We start from the raw sequence: 18,926 nt of genomic DNA, 5'->3' as shown, positions 1-18,926 counted from the left end.
AAATGGTGAGTTTTACAATCAATGAGATTAGGAATTTAATGGAAATTGCAGTATTTGGTGGCGGGGCGTGGGGGAGGGCTTTAGCCTTTGCTTTTGGAGAAAAGAATGAAGTCAAAATCATTTCAAGGCGCGATCTAAACGAGCCGCTAAAAAAGCTCAATGACGCCTTGATTTCTAAAGGTTCTGCCCCCATAGAGCAAGTGGATTTACAAAGAGGCTTAAAAGCAACGCTTTATGTCATCGCTATTAGCGTGCAGCATCTAAGGGAATGGTTCCAAAACGCTTCTTTACCCAAAAACGCTAAGGTTTTAATCGCTTCTAAAGGGATAGAGGTTTTAAACAGGGCGTTTGTGAGCGAGATCGCAAAGGATTTTATCGATCCTAATTCTTTGTGTTTTTTAGCGGGGCCGAGTTTTGCGGCTGAAATCATTCAAGGCCTGCCTTGCGCGCTCGTCATTCATTCCAATAATCAGGCTTTAGCGCTAGAATTTGCCAATAAAACCCCCTCTTTTATCAGAGCCTACGCCCAACAAGACATCATAGGGGGTGAAATCGCCGGTGCATATAAAAATGTGATAGCCATTGCTGGGGGGGTTTGTGATGGCTTGAAATTAGGCAATAGCGCTAAAGCGAGTTTATTATCTCGTGGTTTAGTGGAAATGCAACGCTTTGGGGCGTTCTTTGGGGGCAAGACAGAGACTTTTTTAGGGCTTTCTGGGGCTGGGGATTTGTTTTTAACCGCTAATTCTATTTTATCTAGGAATTATCGTGTGGGCTTGGGGCTAGCCCAAAACAAGCCTTTAGAGGTGGTTTTAGAAGAATTGGGCGAAGTGGCTGAAGGAGTGAAAACGACCAACGCCATTGTGGAAATCGCTAGAAAATACGGCATTTATACGCCCATTGCGAGCGAATTAGCCTTGCTTTTAAAGGGTAAGAGTGTGCTAGAGAGCATGAACGATTTGATCAGACGCGCTTAAAAGGAAAGAGAGCATGCAAGATTTTTCAAGTTTATTATTAAAATTACAAGAGTATTGGAAAGATCAAGGCTGTTTGGTGATCCAGCCTTATGATATTCCTGCAGGAGCGGGGACATTCCACCCCGCCACGCTTTTAAGGAGTTTGGATAAAAAGCCGTGGAATGTGGCGTATGTCGCGCCCTCTAGAAGGCCTACTGATGGGCGCTATGGGGAAAACCCTAACCGCTTGGGGAGTTATTACCAATTCCAAGTAGTCATCAAGCCAAGCCCTTCTAATATCCAAGAGATGTATTTAAAAAGCTTGGAAGTGTTAGGGATAAACCTTAATGAGCATGATATACGATTTGTAGAAGACAATTGGGAGAGTCCGACTTTAGGGGCATGGGGGCTTGGCTGGGAAGTGTGGCTTGATGGCATGGAGGTTACGCAATTCACTTATTTCCAGCAAGTGGGGGGCATTGCTTGTAACCCTATCCCTGTGGAAATCACTTACGGCTTAGAAAGATTAGCGATGTATGTCCAAAAAGTGGAAAATATCCTAGAGATTGAATGGGCTAAAAACAATCATGACAGCGTGCGTTACGCACAAGTGCATTTGGAGAGCGAATACCAATTCAGCAAGTATCATTTTGAAATAGCGAGCGTGGAAAGGCTATTAGAAATGTTTAAAAACGCTCAAGCCGAAGCCTTGCATTGCTTAAAAAACAAGCTCCCCTTACCGGCTTATGATTTGGTGATGCTATGCTCGCATTTTTTCAATATTTTAGACGCCAGAAAAGCGATTTCGGTGGCTGAAAGGCAAAATTATATTTTACAAATCAGGGATTTAGCTAAAGGGTGTGCGCTTCTTTATAAAGAACAAGAAGAAGAGAGGGAAGAGCGCTTAAAAAACGCTTTAACAAAGGCTTAAAATGGCGTTAGTTAAGGAAGTGTTGGGAGTTTTGAATCGCCTTTCGCCTTTTGAACTTCAAGAATCGTGGGATAATAGCGGGTTGAATGTGGGGAGTGAAAATAGCGAGTTTAGCGAGATTATCGCATGCTTAGAAATCACGCTTCAAATCGCTCTAAACGCCCCACAAAACGCCCTAATCATCACGCACCACCCTTTAATTTTCAAGCCCTTAAAAACGCTTAATGATGAGGCTTATCCGGGGAATATTTTAAAAATCCTAATCCAAAAAAACATTTCAGTCATCAGCATGCACACGAATTTTGACAAAACGCATTTAAACAAGCATTTCGCTAGCGCGCTTTTAGGGTTTGATGGCTTGATAGAAAAAGGCCTTATGTTAGTGAAAGAAAACGCTAATATAGAATTTGATGCGCTGTTAAAAAGGATTAAATCTTCTTTAGGGGTGGGACAATTAGCGTGTGTCAAAAGTTCTCAAATGATTAAAGATTTAGCGTTTGTGTGCGGATCGGGGGCGTCCATGTTTTCTTCTTTAAAAGCGCAAAGCTGTTTGGTTACAGGCGATGTGAAATACCATGACGCTATGATCGCTCAATCTTTAGGGATAAGTTTGATTGACGCCACGCATTATTATAGCGAAAGGGGTTTTGCGCTGATTGTGGCTGAAATTTTGCATTCTTTCAATTATTTGGTTACAATAGAGAATTTTAAAAACCCCTTGCAAATCATTTAAAGGAAAGCGATGAACACCCACCTCAAACAATTGATTGAAATTTCGCATTTGGATAAAGAAATTGACTCCTTAGAGCCATTGATCAGAGAAAAACGGAAAGACTTGGATAAGGCCTTGAATGATAAAGAAGCTAAAAATAAAGCGATTTTGAATTTAGAAGAAGAAAAATTGGCCCTAAAATTACAGGTTTCTAAAAACGAGCAAACCCTACAAGACACGAACGCTAAAATCGCTAGCATTCAAAAGAAAATGAGCGAGATCAAATCCGAAAGGGAATTGCGCTCTTTAAACATTGAAGAAGATATTGCTAAAGAGCGATCCAACCAAGCCAACAGAGAAATTGAAAACCTGCAAAATGAAATCAAGCGCAAAAGCGAAAAACAAGAAGTTTTGAAAAAGGAAATGCTAGAGCTTGAAAAATTAGCGTTGGAATTGGAAAACTTAGTGGAAAACGAAGTCAAAAACATCAAAGAAACCCAACAAATTATCTTTAAAAAGAAAGAAGAACTCGTGGAAAAAACCGAGCCTAAAATCTATAGCTTTTATGAAAGGATCAGAAGATGGGCGAAAAACACGAGCATTGTAACGATCAAAAAACAGGCTTGTGGGGGTTGTTTTATTAGACTAAACGATAAGATTTATACCGAAGTGCTAACGAGTGGGGATATGATCACTTGCCCGTATTGCGGGCGTATTTTATACGCTGAGAGCGCGCATGAAAGTAACGCTCAACCTCCAAAAGAAAGCCAACCAAAAGAAAGCCAAGAATCCGTTTGATTGTTTAAGTTTTTCTACCTTTTATGTTTGACTTTGGGGCATCTTTTTTGTGCACCTTTCATCTTGCTTTGGAGTTTTAAGGAAAAATACCGCCATTCTTTAAAGGCTCGTTTTTTTCTCAAAGACAATCTTTTAAAAAGCGAGCCGGTTTTTTGGTTTCATGCATGTTCTTATGGGGAGGTCAAATCCTTAGAGCCGATCGTTCAAGCTTTAAAAGAGCCGATTTTAATCAGCGTTACCACCAACACCGGCTTTGAATTAGCCGCTCAAACTTATCAACATTCTCAACACATAGAAGTGCGTTACTTGCCTTTTGAAACCCTATTGTTTGCATGGGAAAAAAACTTAAAACGCTTGAAAACGTTGGTGGTTACAGAAGCGGAATTGTGGTTTAACGCGTTTGATACGGCTCAAAAATTAGGGGCAAAAACCATGCTCATTAACGCTAGGATCAGCGTTCGCTCTTACCCCAAGTACCAGCGTTTTTCTTTTTTTTATGCGCTTTTATTCAAACGCATTGATTTGATTTTGGCGCAAAGCAAAGCCGATCAAAAGCGCTTATTGAATCTAGGGGCTAAAAAAGTGGTGGATTTTTTGAATATCAAGCGTTTTTCAAAGCCTGTGATCACTTCGTTTTACCCTAAAAACCCAAGCGCTTTAAACATTGTTTTAGCCAGCACGCATGAGGGCGAAGAGGAATTAGGGTTAAAAGCGTTTTTAGAATTGAAAAAGACTTTTAAAAACGCAAGACTGATTGTCGTGCCACGCCACCCTGAGCGTTTTAAAAGCGTGCAAGATTTATTGCAAAATACCTTAAAAACGACGCCTTTTAGTTTGGAGTGTTTTTCTTCAAAGGGTTTTGTGGAATGCGATATTTTGTTAGTGGATAGGTTGGGGGAATTGAATAACTTCTATGCGATCGCTGATATTGTCATTTTAGGGGGTTCGTTTGTCAAAATGGGGGGGCATAACCCTTTAGAGCCGGCGTTTTTTAATACGCGCCTGATCACAGGGGAGCATCTTTTCAACCAAGTAGCGTTGTTTGAATTAGTTAAGCCTTATAAAATCGTTCCAAAAGAGGATCTGTTAGACGCTCTTTTAGATTACAAAAATTTAGGCGTGGCGCGTTTTTTAGAAAACGGGCATGATTTAAACGAATTGCTCGCATTCATTAAACATTAAAAAAATAAAGGATAAACATGGAAAAAGCTTACAAATTATTGAGCGTTCAAGAAGACATTTCGCATAAAAAAGCTAAAACTTTGATCGATTCAGGGTTAGTGAGTATAGGGGGGCAGAAATTGATGGTTGCCAGAAAAGAATTACCCCAAAACACGCGCTTTAGCGTCCAAAAAGTTGAAAAACCCAGCGTGATTTTTGAAGATGAAAACATTCTAGCCCTTTTTAAACCCCCTTTTATAGAGAGCTATGATCTAGCCTCTTTTTTCAAGGATTGGGCGTTGTTGCACCGCTTGGATAAAGAAACAAGCGGAGTGATTTTATTGGTGAAAGAAAATTCAGAGTTCCACTTAAAAGCTAAAAAGGCCTTTAAAGACAGGGCGGTTAAAAAAGAGTATTTAGCTCTCGTTCAAGGGATTATAGAAGAAGAGCGAGAAATTAACGCTCCCATTCTTACGATTAAAACCACTAAAGCTTTCAGTAAAATCTCTAAAAAAGGGCAAGAAGCGGTTACGATCATCACGCCCTTAAAAATCATCAACAAAAAAACCCTTTTAAAAGTGGGGATCAAAACCGGAAGAACCCACCAGATCAGAGTCCATTTAAAGCACATCAACCACCCCATTATAGGCGATACGCTTTATAATAACGAGCCAAGTTCAGCCAAACGCTTGATGCTCCATGCGCATAAAATCGCGCTGCTAGGGTATGAATTTGAAGCGATCCCCCCTAAAGAATTTGAAATTTAAGGATGAGCATGAACGCTTGGAATACGATTTATGAACGATTTAACCCCATCGCTTTTAGTCTTGGTGGTATTGATGTGCATTGGTATGGTTTGGCGTATGCGTGCGCGATTGTTGTCGCTTTTTACATGGCGTTAAGAATGATCCAAAAAGATCCCAAGCGATTCCCCATTGAAAGGAAGGAATTTGAGAGTTATTTTCTATGGGCGGAGCTTGGCATTGTGCTAGGGGCAAGGATAGGATACATTCTTATTTATGAGCCTAATTCCAGCTATTATTTGACGCATTTTTGGCAAATCTTTAACCCTTTTGATAGCCATGGGAATTTTATAGGCATTCGTGGGATGAGCTATCATGGGGGGTTGGTGGGGTTTTTGATCGCTTCGTATCTTTATAGCCGTAAGGATTTGAAAAAGCTTTTGATTTATTTGGATTTGATTGCGATCAGCCTGCCTTTAGGGTATGTTTTTGGGAGGATTGGGAATTTTTTAAACCAGGAGCTTTTTGGGAGAATCGTCCCCAAAGACAGCCATTTAGGGCAAATCATAGGCATTATGGTGGATAATCAATTGCGTTATCCCAGCCAGTTGATTGAAGCGTTTTTAGAGGGGGTTGTCGTGTTTTTTATGGTAATGTGGGCTAAAAAACACACCAAAACGCATGGGTTGCTCATCGTGGTTTATGGTTTGGGGTATTCCTTGATGCGCTTTATTGCGGAATTTTACAGAGAGCCAGACAGCCAATTAGGGGTTTATTTTTTGAATTTGAGCATGGGGCAGATTTTAAGCTTACTTATGGTAATTGTTTCGTTAGGGATTTTATTGTATGCTACGAAAGATTCTAGAAAAATAAAGGAAGAATAATGAAATTTTTGGATCACGAAAAAAGAAGACAATTATTGAACGAGCGCCATTCTTGCAAGATGTTTGACAGCCATTATGAGTTCTCTAGCACAGAATTAGAAGAAATCGCTGAAATCGCCAGGCTATCGCCAAGCTCTTACAACACGCAGCCATGGCATTTTGTGATGGTTACTAATAAGGATTTAAAAAAAACAAATTGCAGCGCACAGCTATTTTAATGAAGAGATGATTAAAAGCGCTTCAGCGTTAATGGTGGTATGCTCTTTAAAACCTAGCGAGTTGTTACCGCATAGCCATTACATGCAAAACCTCTATCCAGAGTCTTATAAAGTTAGAGTGATCCCGTCTTTCGCTCAAATGCTTGGCGTGAGATTCAACCACAGCATGCAAAAATTAGAAAGCTATATTTTGGAGCAATGCTATATTGCGGTGGGGCAAATTTGCATGGGCGTGAGCTTAATGGGATTGGATAGTTGCATTATTGGAGGTTTTGATCCTTTGAAAGTGGGCGAGATTTTAGAACAGCGTATCAATAAGCCTAAAATCGTGTGTTTGATCGCTTTGGGTAAGAGGGTGGCAGAAGCGAGCAAAAAATCAAGAAAATCAAAGATTGATGCAATTACTTGGTTGTGATTAAACGAAATCAAAAACTTTTTAACTATAATCAAACCTAAATTAAGTTTAAGGAGTGGTATTTTGTTTAAAAGAATGGTTTTAATCGCTCTTTTAGGGGTGTTTTCAAGCGTTTCATTAAGCGCTAAGAGTCTTTTAAGAGATGATGGGATTTTAGTTTCTGATTTAAAGGGCATGAAATCAGAACTGTCTGATGCGCCTGCTTGGGTTTTTGAAGACCCTAAAGTCCCCTACGAAGAAATGGGCGTGGCGTATATCCCTGTTAATAATAAATATTTAGGGATTGAGCAAGCGACTTTAAACGCTAAATTGAGCTTGATCGTGGTTTTTCATGAAATCATGTTGAAGTATAAAAAACGCTTCATGGAGCAATTCCATGAGTCTGAGCAAACGGCTACGAATATCAGCTACGCTATCTATAATTACCTAGCGACTAAGATCCAAGTAGCCTACACCTATACGAATTTAAAATCGGAGGTGGCTGTGGTGAAAATCAAGCTAGTGGGTTGCCAGATTGAGCAAATCAAAAGGTATTTAAAAGCGAGCGTTGAAAACCTTAACGATAATGAAATCGCTTACATCGCTAAGGTCGCTCAAAAAGAATTTGGTAGCGTTTGCACGTTAAGGTAGTTTTATAGCATTCTAGCGAGCATGTTTAGGGCATGCTCTACGCTTTTATTTTGAATGTTTTCTCTGTCCCCTTTAAAAAAACAACGATCAATGAAAGCTTGAGATCCTAACTTTTGTGCGCCAATATAAATCGTGCCTACAGGATTAGCCTTGCTCCCCCCATTAGGGCCAGCCACCCCGCTAATCGCCAGCGCTAAATCCACTTTAAAATTTAAAAACACGCCTAATAGCATTTCTTTCACGCATTCTTCGCTATAAACCCCAAAGACTTTTAAAGTCGTGGCATTGACTTTCAATAATTCGCGTTTAACCTCTTCATTGTAACACACAACACCCCCCATAAAAACCGCTGAAGCCCCACTAATGGAAGTGAATGCATGCGATAATAACCCCCCAGAGCAGCTTTCAGCCACCGCCATTTTTAAACCTAAAGATTTCAAGCGCTCTATTACAGCGTTTGCGCTTTTTTGATTATCGTCTAATTCCACAATATTAGAGTTAAAAAGCGTTTGAAGATAAATTCTCGCTTGTTCTGTGTTTTCGCCTTTTAATTCAATGCCATCTTCTTTGACTTGAGCGGTAATCTTCAATCGTTTCAATTCCTTTTCAATCAAAATAAAACCGCTCTCATTATCCATATTCAAAAATTTAAATTTCATCTTTAACCTTTTAAAATCCTAAATTCAGCGTGCGCCATAATTCTTCCACTTCTTCTAATTCTAAATCAATCGTGCTTTGAGTGCGAAAAAAAGCTTGGATTTTTTCTAAATCCAGGCTTTTAGTTTTCAAACAAGAGGGGTGCGCTAGAATAAACCCTTGCGCTAAAGCGACAGAACGCTCTAATTTTGCATCGCATAAAAAACAAGAATTGTAACTTTGCAAGCGCCCTTCAAAATTCAAAAGCGTTGCATACATTTCTAAAATCACTCTTAAGGGGTGCTGTTTGGAGAGTTTGTTAGCCCCATCATCTAAAGTGTCAAAATAGATGCTATCCAAAGAATGCACGCCCTCTAAATGTTTGAACAAAAGAGTGCAAAAGCGTTGCCAAAAAAACAAGCACTCCATTTCTCTTTCCCAAATATAGCCTAAATGCAAAATATTCCTTAACTTGGGTAAAAATTTATCATCGTTTTCTTCTTCAAAATCAATTTTACGCCCCACATTCAGCACGCTGTGGCGTTTGCCATAGAAACGATAGAGGGTTTTGAGCTGGTTTTTGGTTAAAACGCGCACGATCAAATCTTCATCTCTTATGCTTTGTGTTTGTAAAAGAAACCCTTGCATCACTACTCTTAAGATAATTTGGTTTATTATAAGCAAAACTTGGATACAATCCTAATAAAACTGCAAAATTAAGGAAAAACATGGGATTTGCAGATTTCTTTAAAAATTTTAAGATTAATAAATTGCGGACAGTGCCAAGTAAGGAAGAACAACCAAGCCATTGGGTGAAATGCCCTAAATGTTATGCGTTAATGTATCATAAAGAAGTGTTTGGTAAATACAGCGTGTGTTTGAAATGCCATTACCATTTCCGCATGAACGCGACTGAAAGGATTGAATTTTTATGCGATGTGGGGAGTTTTGAAGAGTTTGACAAGCATTTACGGCCTAATGATCCTTTAAATTTCGTGGATAAAGAGAGCTATAAGCAACGCATCAAAAAATACGAAAAAAGGACTAACCGCCCAAGCTCCGTGATCAGCGGTGAGGCTAAAATCAACCGCATGCCTTTGCAGATCGTGGTGTTTGATTTTAGCTTTATGGGGGGGAGTTTAGGCTCTGTGGAAGGCGAAAAGATCGTAAGAGCGATCAATCGCGCGGTCGCCAAAAAAGAAGCGTTATTGATCGTTTCAGCGAGTGGGGGGGCTAGGATGCAAGAATCCACTTATTCGCTCATGCAAATGGCTAAAACGAGCGCGGCTTTGAACCGATTGAGTGAGGCCAAACTCCCTTTCATTTCGCTCTTAAGCGATCCCACTTATGGGGGCGTTAGCGCGTCTTTTGCTTTTTTAGGGGATCTCATTATCGCAGAGCCAGGGGCGATGATAGGTTTTGCAGGGCCTAGGGTGATTAAACAAACCATAGGGGCGGATTTGCCTGAGGGCTTTCAAACGGCGGAATTTTTATTAGAGCATGGCTTGATTGATATGATTGTGCACAGGAAGGATTTGAAGAAAACTTTGAGCGATCTCATCGCTATGATGACGCATAAGACTTCAAAGATTTTTTAAAGTTTTAACATTGATGCGTTGCGTGGTGTATTCTATCGCTAAAAGTTCGCCTTTAGAGTTAGTGAAAATCTATCAAAAGCAATGCAAGCGGTTTGATTGCGAGCTGGAATTAGTGGATTTATTCCCTAAAAATACCGCCAACGCTCAAAAAATCTCTAGAGAACTCGCTCAAAAAAGCTACTCTCTAGCCTTTGAGCCGTATTTAAACCCTAAGGCAAAAAACATTGCTTTACACCCTAAAGCTCAAAGGGGCGATAGTTTTGCGTTTAGTAAAATGTTAGAAAATCATCTTAATATTAATTTTTTTATCGCTGGAGCGTATGGGTTTGAAGAAAATTTTTTGAAGGATTGTCAAGCTTGGAGTTTGAGCGAGATGACTTTTAGCCATGAAGTGGCTAAAATTGTCTTGTGCGAGCAAATCTATAGGGCTTTAAGCATTATTTTTAAGCATCCATACCACAAATAGGAGGTGCGCATGCGTTTTTACATTATCTTTACATTTTTGTTTATTGTGGGTTTTGGTGTGTTTGTTTATAGTATTGATCCGCAAGCTTACGCCTTCAATCTAGGGAGCTACAGCTTTAATCTTCCCATTGCGGTATGGCTTATGGGCGTTTTAGGCATGTTCGCTTTTTTTTCATGGGTTTTTTTATTCAAACACAATCTCAGCCATAAAATCCGCTTATACCATGAAAAAAGGGATTTTGACAAATTGCTCAAACAAATCCTATCCCAAGATACCCAAAAGACTTTTTTAAAAACGAAATTTAAAAGCGATCTCGCTAAAAACCTCTCCCAAATCTTAGCCCGCTATGATTTAAAAGCTGATTTAAACACGCCAAATAGCGGGTGCGAAAAAGTGGATAACCTTTTTAAACATTACCACAATATAGAAAACAACACCCTTGAGCCTAAAGATCACGCTAAACATTCGTTGGCTTATGATCATGCTTATTTTTCTAAACGCTTGAAGGCTTTCATTCATAACGATTTGAAAAACGCCTTTGAAGTTTTAACAAACGCGCAAATCCCTTTGGAATTACGCCGCTACGCTTTTATAGAAATCGCCCAAAAAGGCAACAAAAAAGAGGTTTTAAAGGCTTTGAACGCGATGCAAGAGAACTTGGATAAAGAGTGCGTGAAGTCTTTTTTAAAAGCCTTTTTTGAAAAATCTTTAAACACAGACACTTTAAAGATTTCAGAGCTTTGCAAAAGGGTGGGTTATGACAAGAACGATTATTTACAGCTCGCGCAAAAAGCACAAAAATTTCTTGTCCCCGATCAATGGTTCCAGTTTTTTGAGATTTTAAGCCAAGAAGACGATAAGGCGCAAAAAGCCTTTTTATTCGTGTTGTTAGAATTAGAAATGAACGATCTCGCTAAGGAGCATCTAGCGGTTTTATCCTTTGAAGAATACATGCTTTTAAACGCTTACATGGATTTGAAACAAGAGCATAAAAAAGCCTATAAGTTAGAAGCGTTTTTGTAGGGGGTTTGTTTGGCTTCATGTTTTTAGGGCAGATAAAAATAGATGGTTGCAAAAAATTCAAGAAATGGGCTAATGGAGTCGTTTTTAGCACCAAATGATAAGAGGAAAGACACCAATCCTTTAAACCTTGATGAAACTAATCCTAAAAGAAACAATTAAAGCCAAAAATATGTTTTAACCCGCCATAAAAAGTTTTAGTAACCCGTATTTGATGAAAACAGAGCTTTTTTTATTTTTTAAATTTTTTATGAATTTTATCCGTATTTTAAAAATACTTTGCTTAATCAACACGATGAAAAGAGTTTTAAGAAGATTTAAAAAATGGCTAAAGGAACAAATTTGTGTTTTTAAAAGACAAAAGGGTATTAAAGAATACCCCAAATAACGCTTTAAAAACGCACCACCATAGTGGCCATGTATGAACCTGATTTGAAGTTGCTAGGAGCACCTTCAGGCAATTTGATATGGACATATTTTTGACAACCATTAACCGCTTTTTCATAATTTTTAGTGAAAGAATGATGATGGCGGTTTTCCAAAGGCCCTTTCATGTGTTTGCTCGTCAACGCAGAATGATTTAATTTGACAAACAAAAGCAAGTTTTCACCAAACAACGATTTCATCGTGAAAGCGAACGCTCGTTTGTAAAATGTCCGTTTGTCAATATCAATCCCAATAATCCCACTTCCAGCTGAATAGACTAAAGGCTTTGGATACAATCTCAGATCATCGCCATTCAAAACGCTTAACAAAATCCCTAAACTTATTAGTGTCCTAACCCCATTTTCTTTCCTTAAGATATAACATTATCCGTATGTTTAACAGATAAGGAAATTTAACCTAAAACACCTTAATGGTTGATTAAAAAATTAAAAAAAATGTATTTTTTAAAAAAGCGTTACGATTTAGAGGTTTGTGAAGATTTTTATAATTGTATGGTTATTTTTGAATAACCTTTTTTAATTGATTGGTAATGGAATAAGACTCTTTTTTAATCCAATAGGGATCGCTAAAACCTTATTTTAATTTTAAAAAATGGGATTTTTAAGCTTTATTTCAGTCAATATTCAAGTTTTTAGATTTTCACCATAAAATTTTTTTAAAAGATAAAACACCCCCACAAGCAAAGCCACACCGATTAAAAGAGCGAGCGAGCGCGAATGCATAAAACTTGCCACCCCTAAACTCACCGCGCTACAAAGCATCGCAATAGTCGCATAAGGGAGTTGTGTGATGAAATGGCTTTGCACCGAACACCCTGCCCCTGCAGCCGATAGTATAGTCGTGTCAGAAATGGGGCTTGTGTGATCCCCATAAACCGCCCCAGAAAGGATCGCTGAAACAATCAAAATAATATCGCTTTCATTGGCCATGCCCGCTCCAATGGGCAGCATGATCGCAAACGCCCCCCAGCTTGTGCCGGTAGAAAAAGCGATAAACCCAGAGATTAAAAAAAAGATTAAAGGCATATACACGCCTCCCCCACTATTTAAAAATCCCTTGCTGATGTGAGCCAAGTAAAGCCCTGTTTGAGCGTCGTCCCTAATCACAGGCCCAATAGCCCAAGCGAGCGTTAAGACTAATATTGCCGGCCCCACACTCTTAAAGCCATCCAACATGAGTTTAAAAAAACTCCCTTTTTCTAAAAACTTATAAGCTAGAAGATAGGTAACAATGAGCGAAAACAATCCCCCATAAAAGAGCGAAAAACTCGCATCAGTGTTTTTTAAGATCACTCCTGTATAAAAAATCAATGATGAAATGGACACGATCAATAATAAAATAGAAAGGGGTAACAGGCTTAAGGGGGCTAGTTTTGGAGAGCTTTCTTCTTGTTCGCTATAAAAATCCTTCACGCCTATGTTTTGATACTTTCTCATGCTAGGGAGGTTGATTTGCCATAAAATAGTAAGAAACACCGCAATGAGCGCAAAAATCGCATAATAATTACTGCTTAAGCTTTGCACAAGCACCGAAAAACTATCTTTTAATAAGGGCGAGCTGTCGTTATTCATGATCCCCATAATATATGCCCCCCAGCTAGAAATAGGGACTAATAAGCACACCGGTGCTGAAGTGGAGTCTATAATATAAGCTAGGCGTTCTCGTGTGGAGTTATGAGCGTCGTTTAAAGATTTTGAGATTTGCCCCACGGTTAGGGCGTTAAAATAATCATCTACAAAAATAATGATGCCTGAAAAAAAAGCGATAAATTCGGGGGTTTTGGCGTTTTTTGAGTATTTTTTAGCTTTTTTGACAAAGTTCTGCACGCTACCGGATTTTAAAATCACCTGGCTTAAGACGCCTAAAAAGATTAAAAACCCAAAAACATAGAGGTTGGAAAGATTGAAATGAAGCCCTTTTTCTGGCTCGTAAGTGTAAAAAACGGAAGTGATTTTATGATAAATATATTCTACAAGTTGAGAAAGGTGTAACGAATGTATTAAAACAGCGCTCACTAAAATGCCCACAAACAACGAGAGTGCGACTCTTTTAGTGAAAACCACCATTAAAATAACGCTAAGAGGAACAATAAGGCTTGATGCTGACAATCCCACCGAATAAAATCCTTTAAACTAATCTTTAAATTTCAATTAAAAGAGACAATCAATATTCACAAAATTCTTTGTTAAAAGAAGAGATGAATTTGCCAAAACAAATCGCTTAAAAGATTTTAATCAAGTGGCCGGGAGAGAGGGATTCGAACCCCCGGAGGTATGACCCTCAACGGTTTTCAAGACCGCCGCTTTCAACCACTCAGCCATCTCCCGCTATTTTCATAAAAGTCCCTTACAAAAGTCCCTAAATGACTACAATATGGAGGCGACACCCGGATTCGAACCGGGGAATCAAAGTTTTGCAGACTCATGCCTTACCACTTGGCTATGTCGCCTTAATTTTTAACACTAGCGTATCCAAAAAATAAAATCAAATCGCACTCAAAAATGGTGCCCAAAGCCGGACTTGAACCGGCACGGTATTGCTACCGAGGGATTTTAAGTCCCTTGTGTCTACCAATTCCACCACCTGGGCAAACTAAATAGAAACCATGCTCTAGAAGTTAAATCAAAATATGGAGCGGGAAACGGGGATCGAACCCGCGGCCCCGACCTTGGCAAGGTCGTGCTCTACCACTGAGCTATTCCCGCACTCTTTATTCAAAAAGACAATTGTTATTGTATCTAAACTCAATAATAAAAGTCAAGGTTTTGTCCAAATTTCTAATTCTATTTTAAAAACAGATTGTGGCTTTGCCCTCTTTTAGTGGCAATGAGTGTCTATAAAAATGCTCAAAAGCATTTTTTACAATAAGTCATAATAAAAGGGCTTGCAAGCGAGTGGTAGCTTTTAAAATTGATGATAACAAAGCCTAAAATTCAAATAAAACCCGTTTAAGAATTTCTAAATATGGGTAAAAAATATACAATACCTTAATAATAAGATGAAAATTCATGGCGTTTTGCGCTCATTTTTTATTTCTTTTTAATTTGATTGCATAATAATAGCTGACACAACACATAATCATAGGAGTTTCAATCATGAAAGAAGTCATCCATTCAACGCTAGCCCCAAAGGCTATAGGCCCTTACTCTCAAGCTATCGCTACTAACGATCTTGTTTTTGTCTCTGGGCAATTAGGCATTGATGCGAGCACCGGCGAATTTAAAGGCACAGACATTCATTCTCAAACCACGCAATCCATGGAAAATATCAAAGCGATTTTAAAAGAAGCAGGGTTAGGGATGGATAGCGTGGTTAAAACGACTATTTTATTGAAAAGTTTAGACGATTTTGCTGTGGTGAATGGAATCTATGGGAGTTATTTTAAAGAGCCTTATCCGGCTAGAGCGACCTTTCAAGTGGCTAAACTGCCTAAAGACGCTTTAGTAGAAATTGAAGCGATAGCCATTAAGTAATTTATTAAAGGGACTATTAGCATGAAAAAAGAAGTCGTGGTCATAGGCGGTGGGATTGTGGGGCTTTCTTGCGCGTATTCTATGCACAAGTTAGGGCATAAGGTTTGCGTGATTGAAAAAAACGATGGCACAAACGGCACTTCTTTTGGGAATGCTGGGCTTATTTCTGCGTTTAAAAAAGCCCCACTCTCATGCCCTGGTGTGGTGTTAGACACCCTAAAGCTCATGCTCAAAAACCAAGCCCCTTTAAAATTCCATTTTGGGCTTAATTTAAAGCTCTATCAATGGATTTTAAAGTTTATGACAAGCGCGAACGCTAAGTCCACGCACCGCACCATGGCGTTGTTTGAACGCTACGGGTGGCTGAGTGTTGATATGTATCATCAAATGCTAAAAGACGGCATGGATTTTTGGTATAAAGAAGACGGGCTTTTAATGATCTACACTCTAGAAGAAAGTTTTGAAAAAAAGATTAAAACTTGCGATAACAGTGGCGCTTATAAAATCCTTAGTGCCAAAGAGACCAAAGAATACATGCCCATTGTTAATGACAATATCTGCGGGAGCGTGCTTTTAACCGAAAACGCGCATGTGGATCCGGGCGAAGTGATGCGCTCTTTGCAAGAATATTTACAAAATGCGGGTGTGGAGTTTCTTTATAATGAAGAAGTGATCGATTTTGAGTTTAAAAACAACCTTATTGATGGCGTCATCACGCACAAGGAAAAAATCCAAGCAGAAACAATCATTCTAGCCACTGGGGCTAACCCCACTCTCATTAAAAAAACCAAGAACGATTTTTTAATGATGGGGGCTAAAGGATATAGCATCACCTTTAAAATGCCTGAAGAATTAAAACCCAAAACCTCTTCTTTATTTGCGGATATTTTCATGGCAATGACCCCACGAAGAGACACTGTAAGGATCACTTCTAAATTAGAATTAAACACCAACAACGCCCTCATTGATAAAGAACAAATCGCTAACATGAAAAAGAATTTAGCCGCTTTCACGCAGCCTTTTGAAATGAAAGACGCCACAGAGTGGTGCGGTTTCAGGCCCTTAACCCCTAATGATATTCCTTATTTGGGCTATGACAAACGCTATAAAAACTTAATCCATGCGACAGGACTAGGGTGGCTTGGTATCACTTTTGGCCCAGCCATTGGTAAAATCATCGCCAATTTAAGCCAAGACGGAGCGAATGAAAAAAATGCCGATATTATGCTTTTTTCTGCATTTTTTAGGGATTAAGGAATTTCTTTTTTAAACCCTAGTTTATTAAGGAGTTTTTATGGAAACGATTGATTCGGTGGTGCGTTTATTATCTAATTTTGTGTGGGGGATTCCCATGCAAATTTTATTAGTAGGCACCGGCTTGTTTTTAACCTTTTATCTTAGGGGATTGCAATTCAGTAAGATTTTTTATGCGATCAAAATCCTTTTTGACAAAGAGTCCCAATCTAAGGGCGATATTTCGCAATTTTCCGCCCTCATGCTTTCTTTAGGGGCGACTGTAGGCATTGGGAGTATCGTAGGCGTAGCGACTGCTATCAGCATTGCAGGGCCAGGAGCGGTGTTTTGGATGTGGGTTACCGGGCTTGTTGGCATGGCGACTAAGTATTCTGAGGGGATTTTAGCGGTGAAATATAGGGAAAAAGGGGCGTTTGGATACAACGGAGGGCCTATGTATTATATTAAAAACGGCCTTAACATGCCCAAACTCGCCATGGCGTTTGCGATTTTTACGATTATTGCGAGCATTGGCACCGGTAACATGACGCAATCTAATGCGGTTTCTTCCATTTTAAGCGAACAAGCGAACCTGCCTAATTGGGTTTCAGGTTTATTGCTCACGATTTTAACCGCTTTCATTGTCATAGGGGGGATTAAATCCATTGGTAAATTCACTTCTTACTTAGCTCCTGTTATGGTGCTTTTGTATTTGATCGCTATCATTTATATTATTGTCAGCCATTTTGATTTAGCCCTTCAAGCGATCAAACTCATTTTTGAAGAAGCCTTTAACCCTAAACCCGTTGTGGGCGGAGCGGCAGGCGCGTTAATGGCGACGATGATAAAAACGGGCGTGGCTAGGGGGTTGTATTCTAATGAAGCGGGGTTGGGGAGCTCAGCCATTATTGCCGCAAGCGCTCAAACGCGCCACCCAGTGCGTCAAGCCTTAGTGTCCATGCTCCAAACTTTTATTGTAACCTTAATAGTGTGTTCGGCAACAGCGAGCGTGATTTTAATGGCTCCAGAATACAACACCTTGCTCCCTAATGGGGAAAAATTAAGCGCTAATTTGCTCACTCTAAAAAGCACGGAGTATTTTCTAGGCTCGTTAGGGGCGGTGGTGATTTTTTTGACCATGATCTTTTTTGCCTACTCTACGATCATTGGTTGGGCTTATTATGGGGAAAAATGCACTGAATACGCCTTTGGTGAAAAAAAAGTGAAATATTACCGCTTGATCTTTTTAGCGAGCGTGATGGTGGGGGCTATGGCCAAAATTGATTTTGTGTGGAATTTAGCGGATCTTTCTAATGGGCTTATGGCTATCCCTAATTTAATCGCTTTGATTTTATTGCATAAAGTGGTTTATTCTGAAACTCGTTGGTATTTTAGCAAGCATTCTAACAAGTAAAATAACATGTTAAAAAGGGCGAGTTTTGTAGAAGTGGATACCGCTTCTTTAAGGCATAATTTTAGTGCAGTCAAAAGCATTGTCCCTAAAGGCGCTTGTGTCATGGCGGTTGTCAAGGCGAACGCTTATGGGGCAGGGGCGATCAAAGCGAGCGAAATTTTTTTACAAGAAGGGGCTAATTATTTAGGGGTAGCGGCCTTAGATGAAGCTTTAGAATTGCGCTCTCATTTTTCTAAAACCCCCATTTTGATTTTAGGTTATAGCCCTAACGCTAACGCTTCCATGCTGATTGATAACGATTTGAGCGCTATGGTTTTTAGCCTTGAACAAGCGGAAATTTTTTCTCAAATGGCTTTAAAAGCCAAAAAACGCTTAAAAATTCATCTTAAAATTGATACCGGCATGCACCGCTTGGGTTTAGAGCCTAATTTTAAAAGCATAGAAACCATTAAAAAAATCCGCGCTTTAAAAGGTTTGGAAATAGAGGGGATATTCACGCATTTAAGCAACGCTGACGCTAAGATTAAAACCCATGCTAAAAACCAGATGAAAGCCTTTAACGCTTTTTTAGAGCAACTTTTGGATCAAAAAATAGAGTTCCAATACCGCCATGCCTACAATTCTGCCGGCATCCTTTCTTTGTGTAACGGGAATGAAAACCGCTTCTTAAACCTTTATCGCCCAGGCATCATGCTCTATGGTTTTTACCCCTCTAATGAAATGAAAGAATCATGCCCAACCATCTTGAAAAATGTTATCAGTTTAAAAGCGCAAATCGTTCAAATCAGAAGCGTTAAAAAAGGCGAATTTATTGGCTATGGCGAGCATTTTTATACCAATGAAGAAACTTTAGTGGGCGTTTTAGCGCTAGGGTATGCGGACGGGTTAGCGCGCGCTTTAGGCAATCGCATTCAAGTAGCGATCAATAACCAACTAGCCCCCCTTATTGGCAAGGTGTGCATGGATCAGTGCTTTGTCAAACTCAATAATATTCAAGCTAAAGAGGGCGATGAGGTCATCTTATTTGGGGATAAAAGCACTAAGGCTAATGACGCAAGCGAAATCGCTGCACTTTTAAACACCATTGCTTATGAAACCATCAGCACCCTATCCAAACGCTTGGAGCGTGTCTATATTTAAAATCAAACCATGCAAAATTTTTATTTTGCGCTAGAATGCTTGAAAAATTTA

The 18,926-nt window shown here is 39.4% G+C and carries 19 protein-coding genes, 4 tRNA genes and 1 pseudogene; 16 read left to right on the top strand and 8 right to left on the bottom strand.

Annotated elements, in window-relative coordinates; all coding sequences use genetic code 11:
• The first annotated feature begins 38 nt into the window (after positions 1–38).
• The 9 genes and pseudogenes from IC572_RS06435 to IC572_RS06395 all read left to right on the top strand — a co-directional run bounded on the left by IC572_RS06435 (position 39) and on the right by IC572_RS06395 (position 7,448).
• Entirely contained in the window at positions 39–977 is a 939-nt protein-coding gene (locus IC572_RS06435) for an NAD(P)H-dependent glycerol-3-phosphate dehydrogenase (RefSeq protein ID WP_000401715.1), read from the top strand.
• Between the two features lie 13 nt (positions 978–990).
• Complete coding sequence (gene glyQ, locus IC572_RS06430) at positions 991–1,887, top strand: glycine--tRNA ligase subunit alpha (protein ID WP_187855478.1); 897 nt, start codon at positions 991–993, stop codon at positions 1,885–1,887.
• Position 1,888: 1 nt separating this feature from the next.
• Positions 1,889–2,620: a GTP cyclohydrolase I gene (locus tag IC572_RS06425; protein WP_187855476.1), complete on the top strand. Its 732-nt coding sequence runs from the start codon at positions 1,889–1,891 to the stop codon at positions 2,618–2,620.
• 9 nt (positions 2,621–2,629) lie between these two features.
• On the top strand, positions 2,630–3,397 hold the full coding sequence (locus IC572_RS06420) for a zinc ribbon domain-containing protein (RefSeq protein WP_187855474.1): 768 nt from the start codon (positions 2,630–2,632) through the stop codon (positions 3,395–3,397).
• Entirely contained in the window at positions 3,398–4,579 is a 1,182-nt protein-coding gene (gene waaA / locus IC572_RS06415; RefSeq protein ID WP_187855472.1) for a lipid IV(A) 3-deoxy-D-manno-octulosonic acid transferase, read from the top strand.
• A gap of 17 nt (positions 4,580–4,596) precedes the next feature.
• Positions 4,597–5,325, top strand: coding sequence for an RluA family pseudouridine synthase (locus IC572_RS06410; RefSeq protein ID WP_187855470.1), 729 nt, complete (start codon positions 4,597–4,599; stop codon positions 5,323–5,325).
• Between the two features lie 8 nt (positions 5,326–5,333).
• On the top strand, positions 5,334–6,185 hold the full coding sequence (gene lgt / locus IC572_RS06405) for a prolipoprotein diacylglyceryl transferase (RefSeq protein WP_187855468.1): 852 nt from the start codon (positions 5,334–5,336) through the stop codon (positions 6,183–6,185).
• Positions 6,185–6,818 (top strand): annotated as a pseudogene (gene rdxA, locus IC572_RS06400) (oxygen-insensitive NAD(P)H-dependent oxidoreductase RdxA). The gene lgt and the pseudogene rdxA overlap by 1 nt, the downstream one beginning before the upstream one ends.
• 63 nt (positions 6,819–6,881) lie before the next feature.
• Positions 6,882–7,448: a hypothetical protein gene (locus IC572_RS06395; protein ID WP_120970322.1), complete on the top strand. Its 567-nt coding sequence runs from the start codon at positions 6,882–6,884 to the stop codon at positions 7,446–7,448.
• Positions 7,449–7,450: 2 nt separating this feature from the next.
• Here IC572_RS06395 and IC572_RS06390 read toward each other — a convergent pair whose 3' ends face one another.
• On the bottom strand, positions 7,451–8,107 hold the full coding sequence (locus IC572_RS06390; RefSeq protein WP_187855466.1) for a CinA family protein: 657 nt from the start codon (positions 8,105–8,107) through the stop codon (positions 7,451–7,453).
• A gap of 10 nt (positions 8,108–8,117) precedes the next feature.
• Entirely contained in the window at positions 8,118–8,732 is a 615-nt protein-coding gene (gene recO / locus IC572_RS06385; RefSeq protein WP_187855464.1) for a recombination protein RecO, read from the bottom strand.
• An 80-nt stretch (positions 8,733–8,812) separates the two neighbouring features.
• Here recO and accD point away from each other — a divergent pair, with 80 nt between their 5' ends.
• The 3 genes from accD to IC572_RS06370 are packed head-to-tail and all read left to right on the top strand — an operon-like array spanning position 8,813 to position 11,171.
• Entirely contained in the window at positions 8,813–9,682 is an 870-nt protein-coding gene (gene accD, locus IC572_RS06380; RefSeq protein ID WP_078252058.1) for an acetyl-CoA carboxylase, carboxyltransferase subunit beta, read from the top strand.
• 13 nt (positions 9,683–9,695) lie between these two features.
• On the top strand, positions 9,696–10,148 hold the full coding sequence (rlmH, locus tag IC572_RS06375; RefSeq protein WP_001203879.1) for a 23S rRNA (pseudouridine(1915)-N(3))-methyltransferase RlmH: 453 nt from the start codon (positions 9,696–9,698) through the stop codon (positions 10,146–10,148).
• Positions 10,149–10,157: 9 nt separating this feature from the next.
• Positions 10,158–11,171 carry a LapA family protein gene (locus tag IC572_RS06370; RefSeq protein ID WP_156592834.1) on the top strand — a complete coding sequence of 338 codons (1,014 nt, stop codon included), beginning with the start codon at positions 10,158–10,160 and terminating at the stop codon, positions 11,169–11,171.
• A gap of 389 nt (positions 11,172–11,560) precedes the next feature.
• On the opposite strand, the gene IC572_RS06365 is transcribed toward IC572_RS06370, so the two are convergent.
• The 6 genes from IC572_RS06365 to IC572_RS06340 form a co-directional block, all read right to left on the bottom strand.
• Positions 11,561–11,923 (bottom strand): hypothetical protein, encoded by a 363-nt coding sequence (locus IC572_RS06365; RefSeq protein WP_187855463.1) that lies wholly within the window; start codon positions 11,921–11,923, stop codon positions 11,561–11,563.
• Positions 11,924–12,238: 315 nt separating this feature from the next.
• The gene (locus IC572_RS06360; protein WP_187855461.1) at positions 12,239–13,729 is read right to left on the bottom strand and encodes a Na+/H+ antiporter NhaC family protein; all 1,491 of its coding nucleotides are present in this window, start codon (positions 13,727–13,729) and stop codon (positions 12,239–12,241) included.
• A 125-nt stretch (positions 13,730–13,854) separates the two neighbouring features.
• Positions 13,855–13,942: transfer RNA gene (locus tag IC572_RS06355), tRNA-Ser, on the bottom strand.
• Between the two features lie 47 nt (positions 13,943–13,989).
• Positions 13,990–14,064 (bottom strand) — tRNA-Cys (locus tag IC572_RS06350).
• Positions 14,065–14,117: 53 nt separating this feature from the next.
• Positions 14,118–14,204, bottom strand: a tRNA-Leu gene (locus IC572_RS06345).
• Between the two features lie 41 nt (positions 14,205–14,245).
• Positions 14,246–14,320: transfer RNA gene (locus tag IC572_RS06340), tRNA-Gly, on the bottom strand.
• Between the two features lie 390 nt (positions 14,321–14,710).
• Here IC572_RS06340 and IC572_RS06335 point away from each other — a divergent pair.
• From IC572_RS06335 to alr, 4 genes are read left to right on the top strand one after another with little or no spacing between them, the layout of a single operon-like run.
• The gene (locus tag IC572_RS06335) at positions 14,711–15,088 is read left to right on the top strand and encodes a RidA family protein (protein ID WP_017282048.1); all 378 of its coding nucleotides are present in this window, start codon (positions 14,711–14,713) and stop codon (positions 15,086–15,088) included.
• Positions 15,089–15,109: 21 nt separating this feature from the next.
• Positions 15,110–16,342, top strand: a complete 1,233-nt coding sequence (locus IC572_RS06330; protein ID WP_187855459.1) for an NAD(P)/FAD-dependent oxidoreductase — start codon at positions 15,110–15,112, stop codon at positions 16,340–16,342.
• 40 nt (positions 16,343–16,382) lie between these two features.
• Positions 16,383–17,735 carry an alanine/glycine:cation symporter family protein gene (locus IC572_RS06325; RefSeq protein WP_120832172.1) on the top strand — a complete coding sequence of 451 codons (1,353 nt, stop codon included), beginning with the start codon at positions 16,383–16,385 and terminating at the stop codon, positions 17,733–17,735.
• 6 nt (positions 17,736–17,741) lie between these two features.
• On the top strand, positions 17,742–18,875 hold the full coding sequence (gene alr / locus IC572_RS06320) for an alanine racemase (protein WP_187855457.1): 1,134 nt from the start codon (positions 17,742–17,744) through the stop codon (positions 18,873–18,875).
• The last annotated feature ends 51 nt before the right edge of the window (positions 18,876–18,926 follow it).

It is taken from the genome of Helicobacter pylori (assembly GCF_014496485.1).
Classification (GTDB): Bacteria; Campylobacterota; Campylobacteria; order Campylobacterales; family Helicobacteraceae; genus Helicobacter; species Helicobacter pylori_DD.
This window is presented reverse-complemented; position numbering and strand designations above follow the sequence as displayed.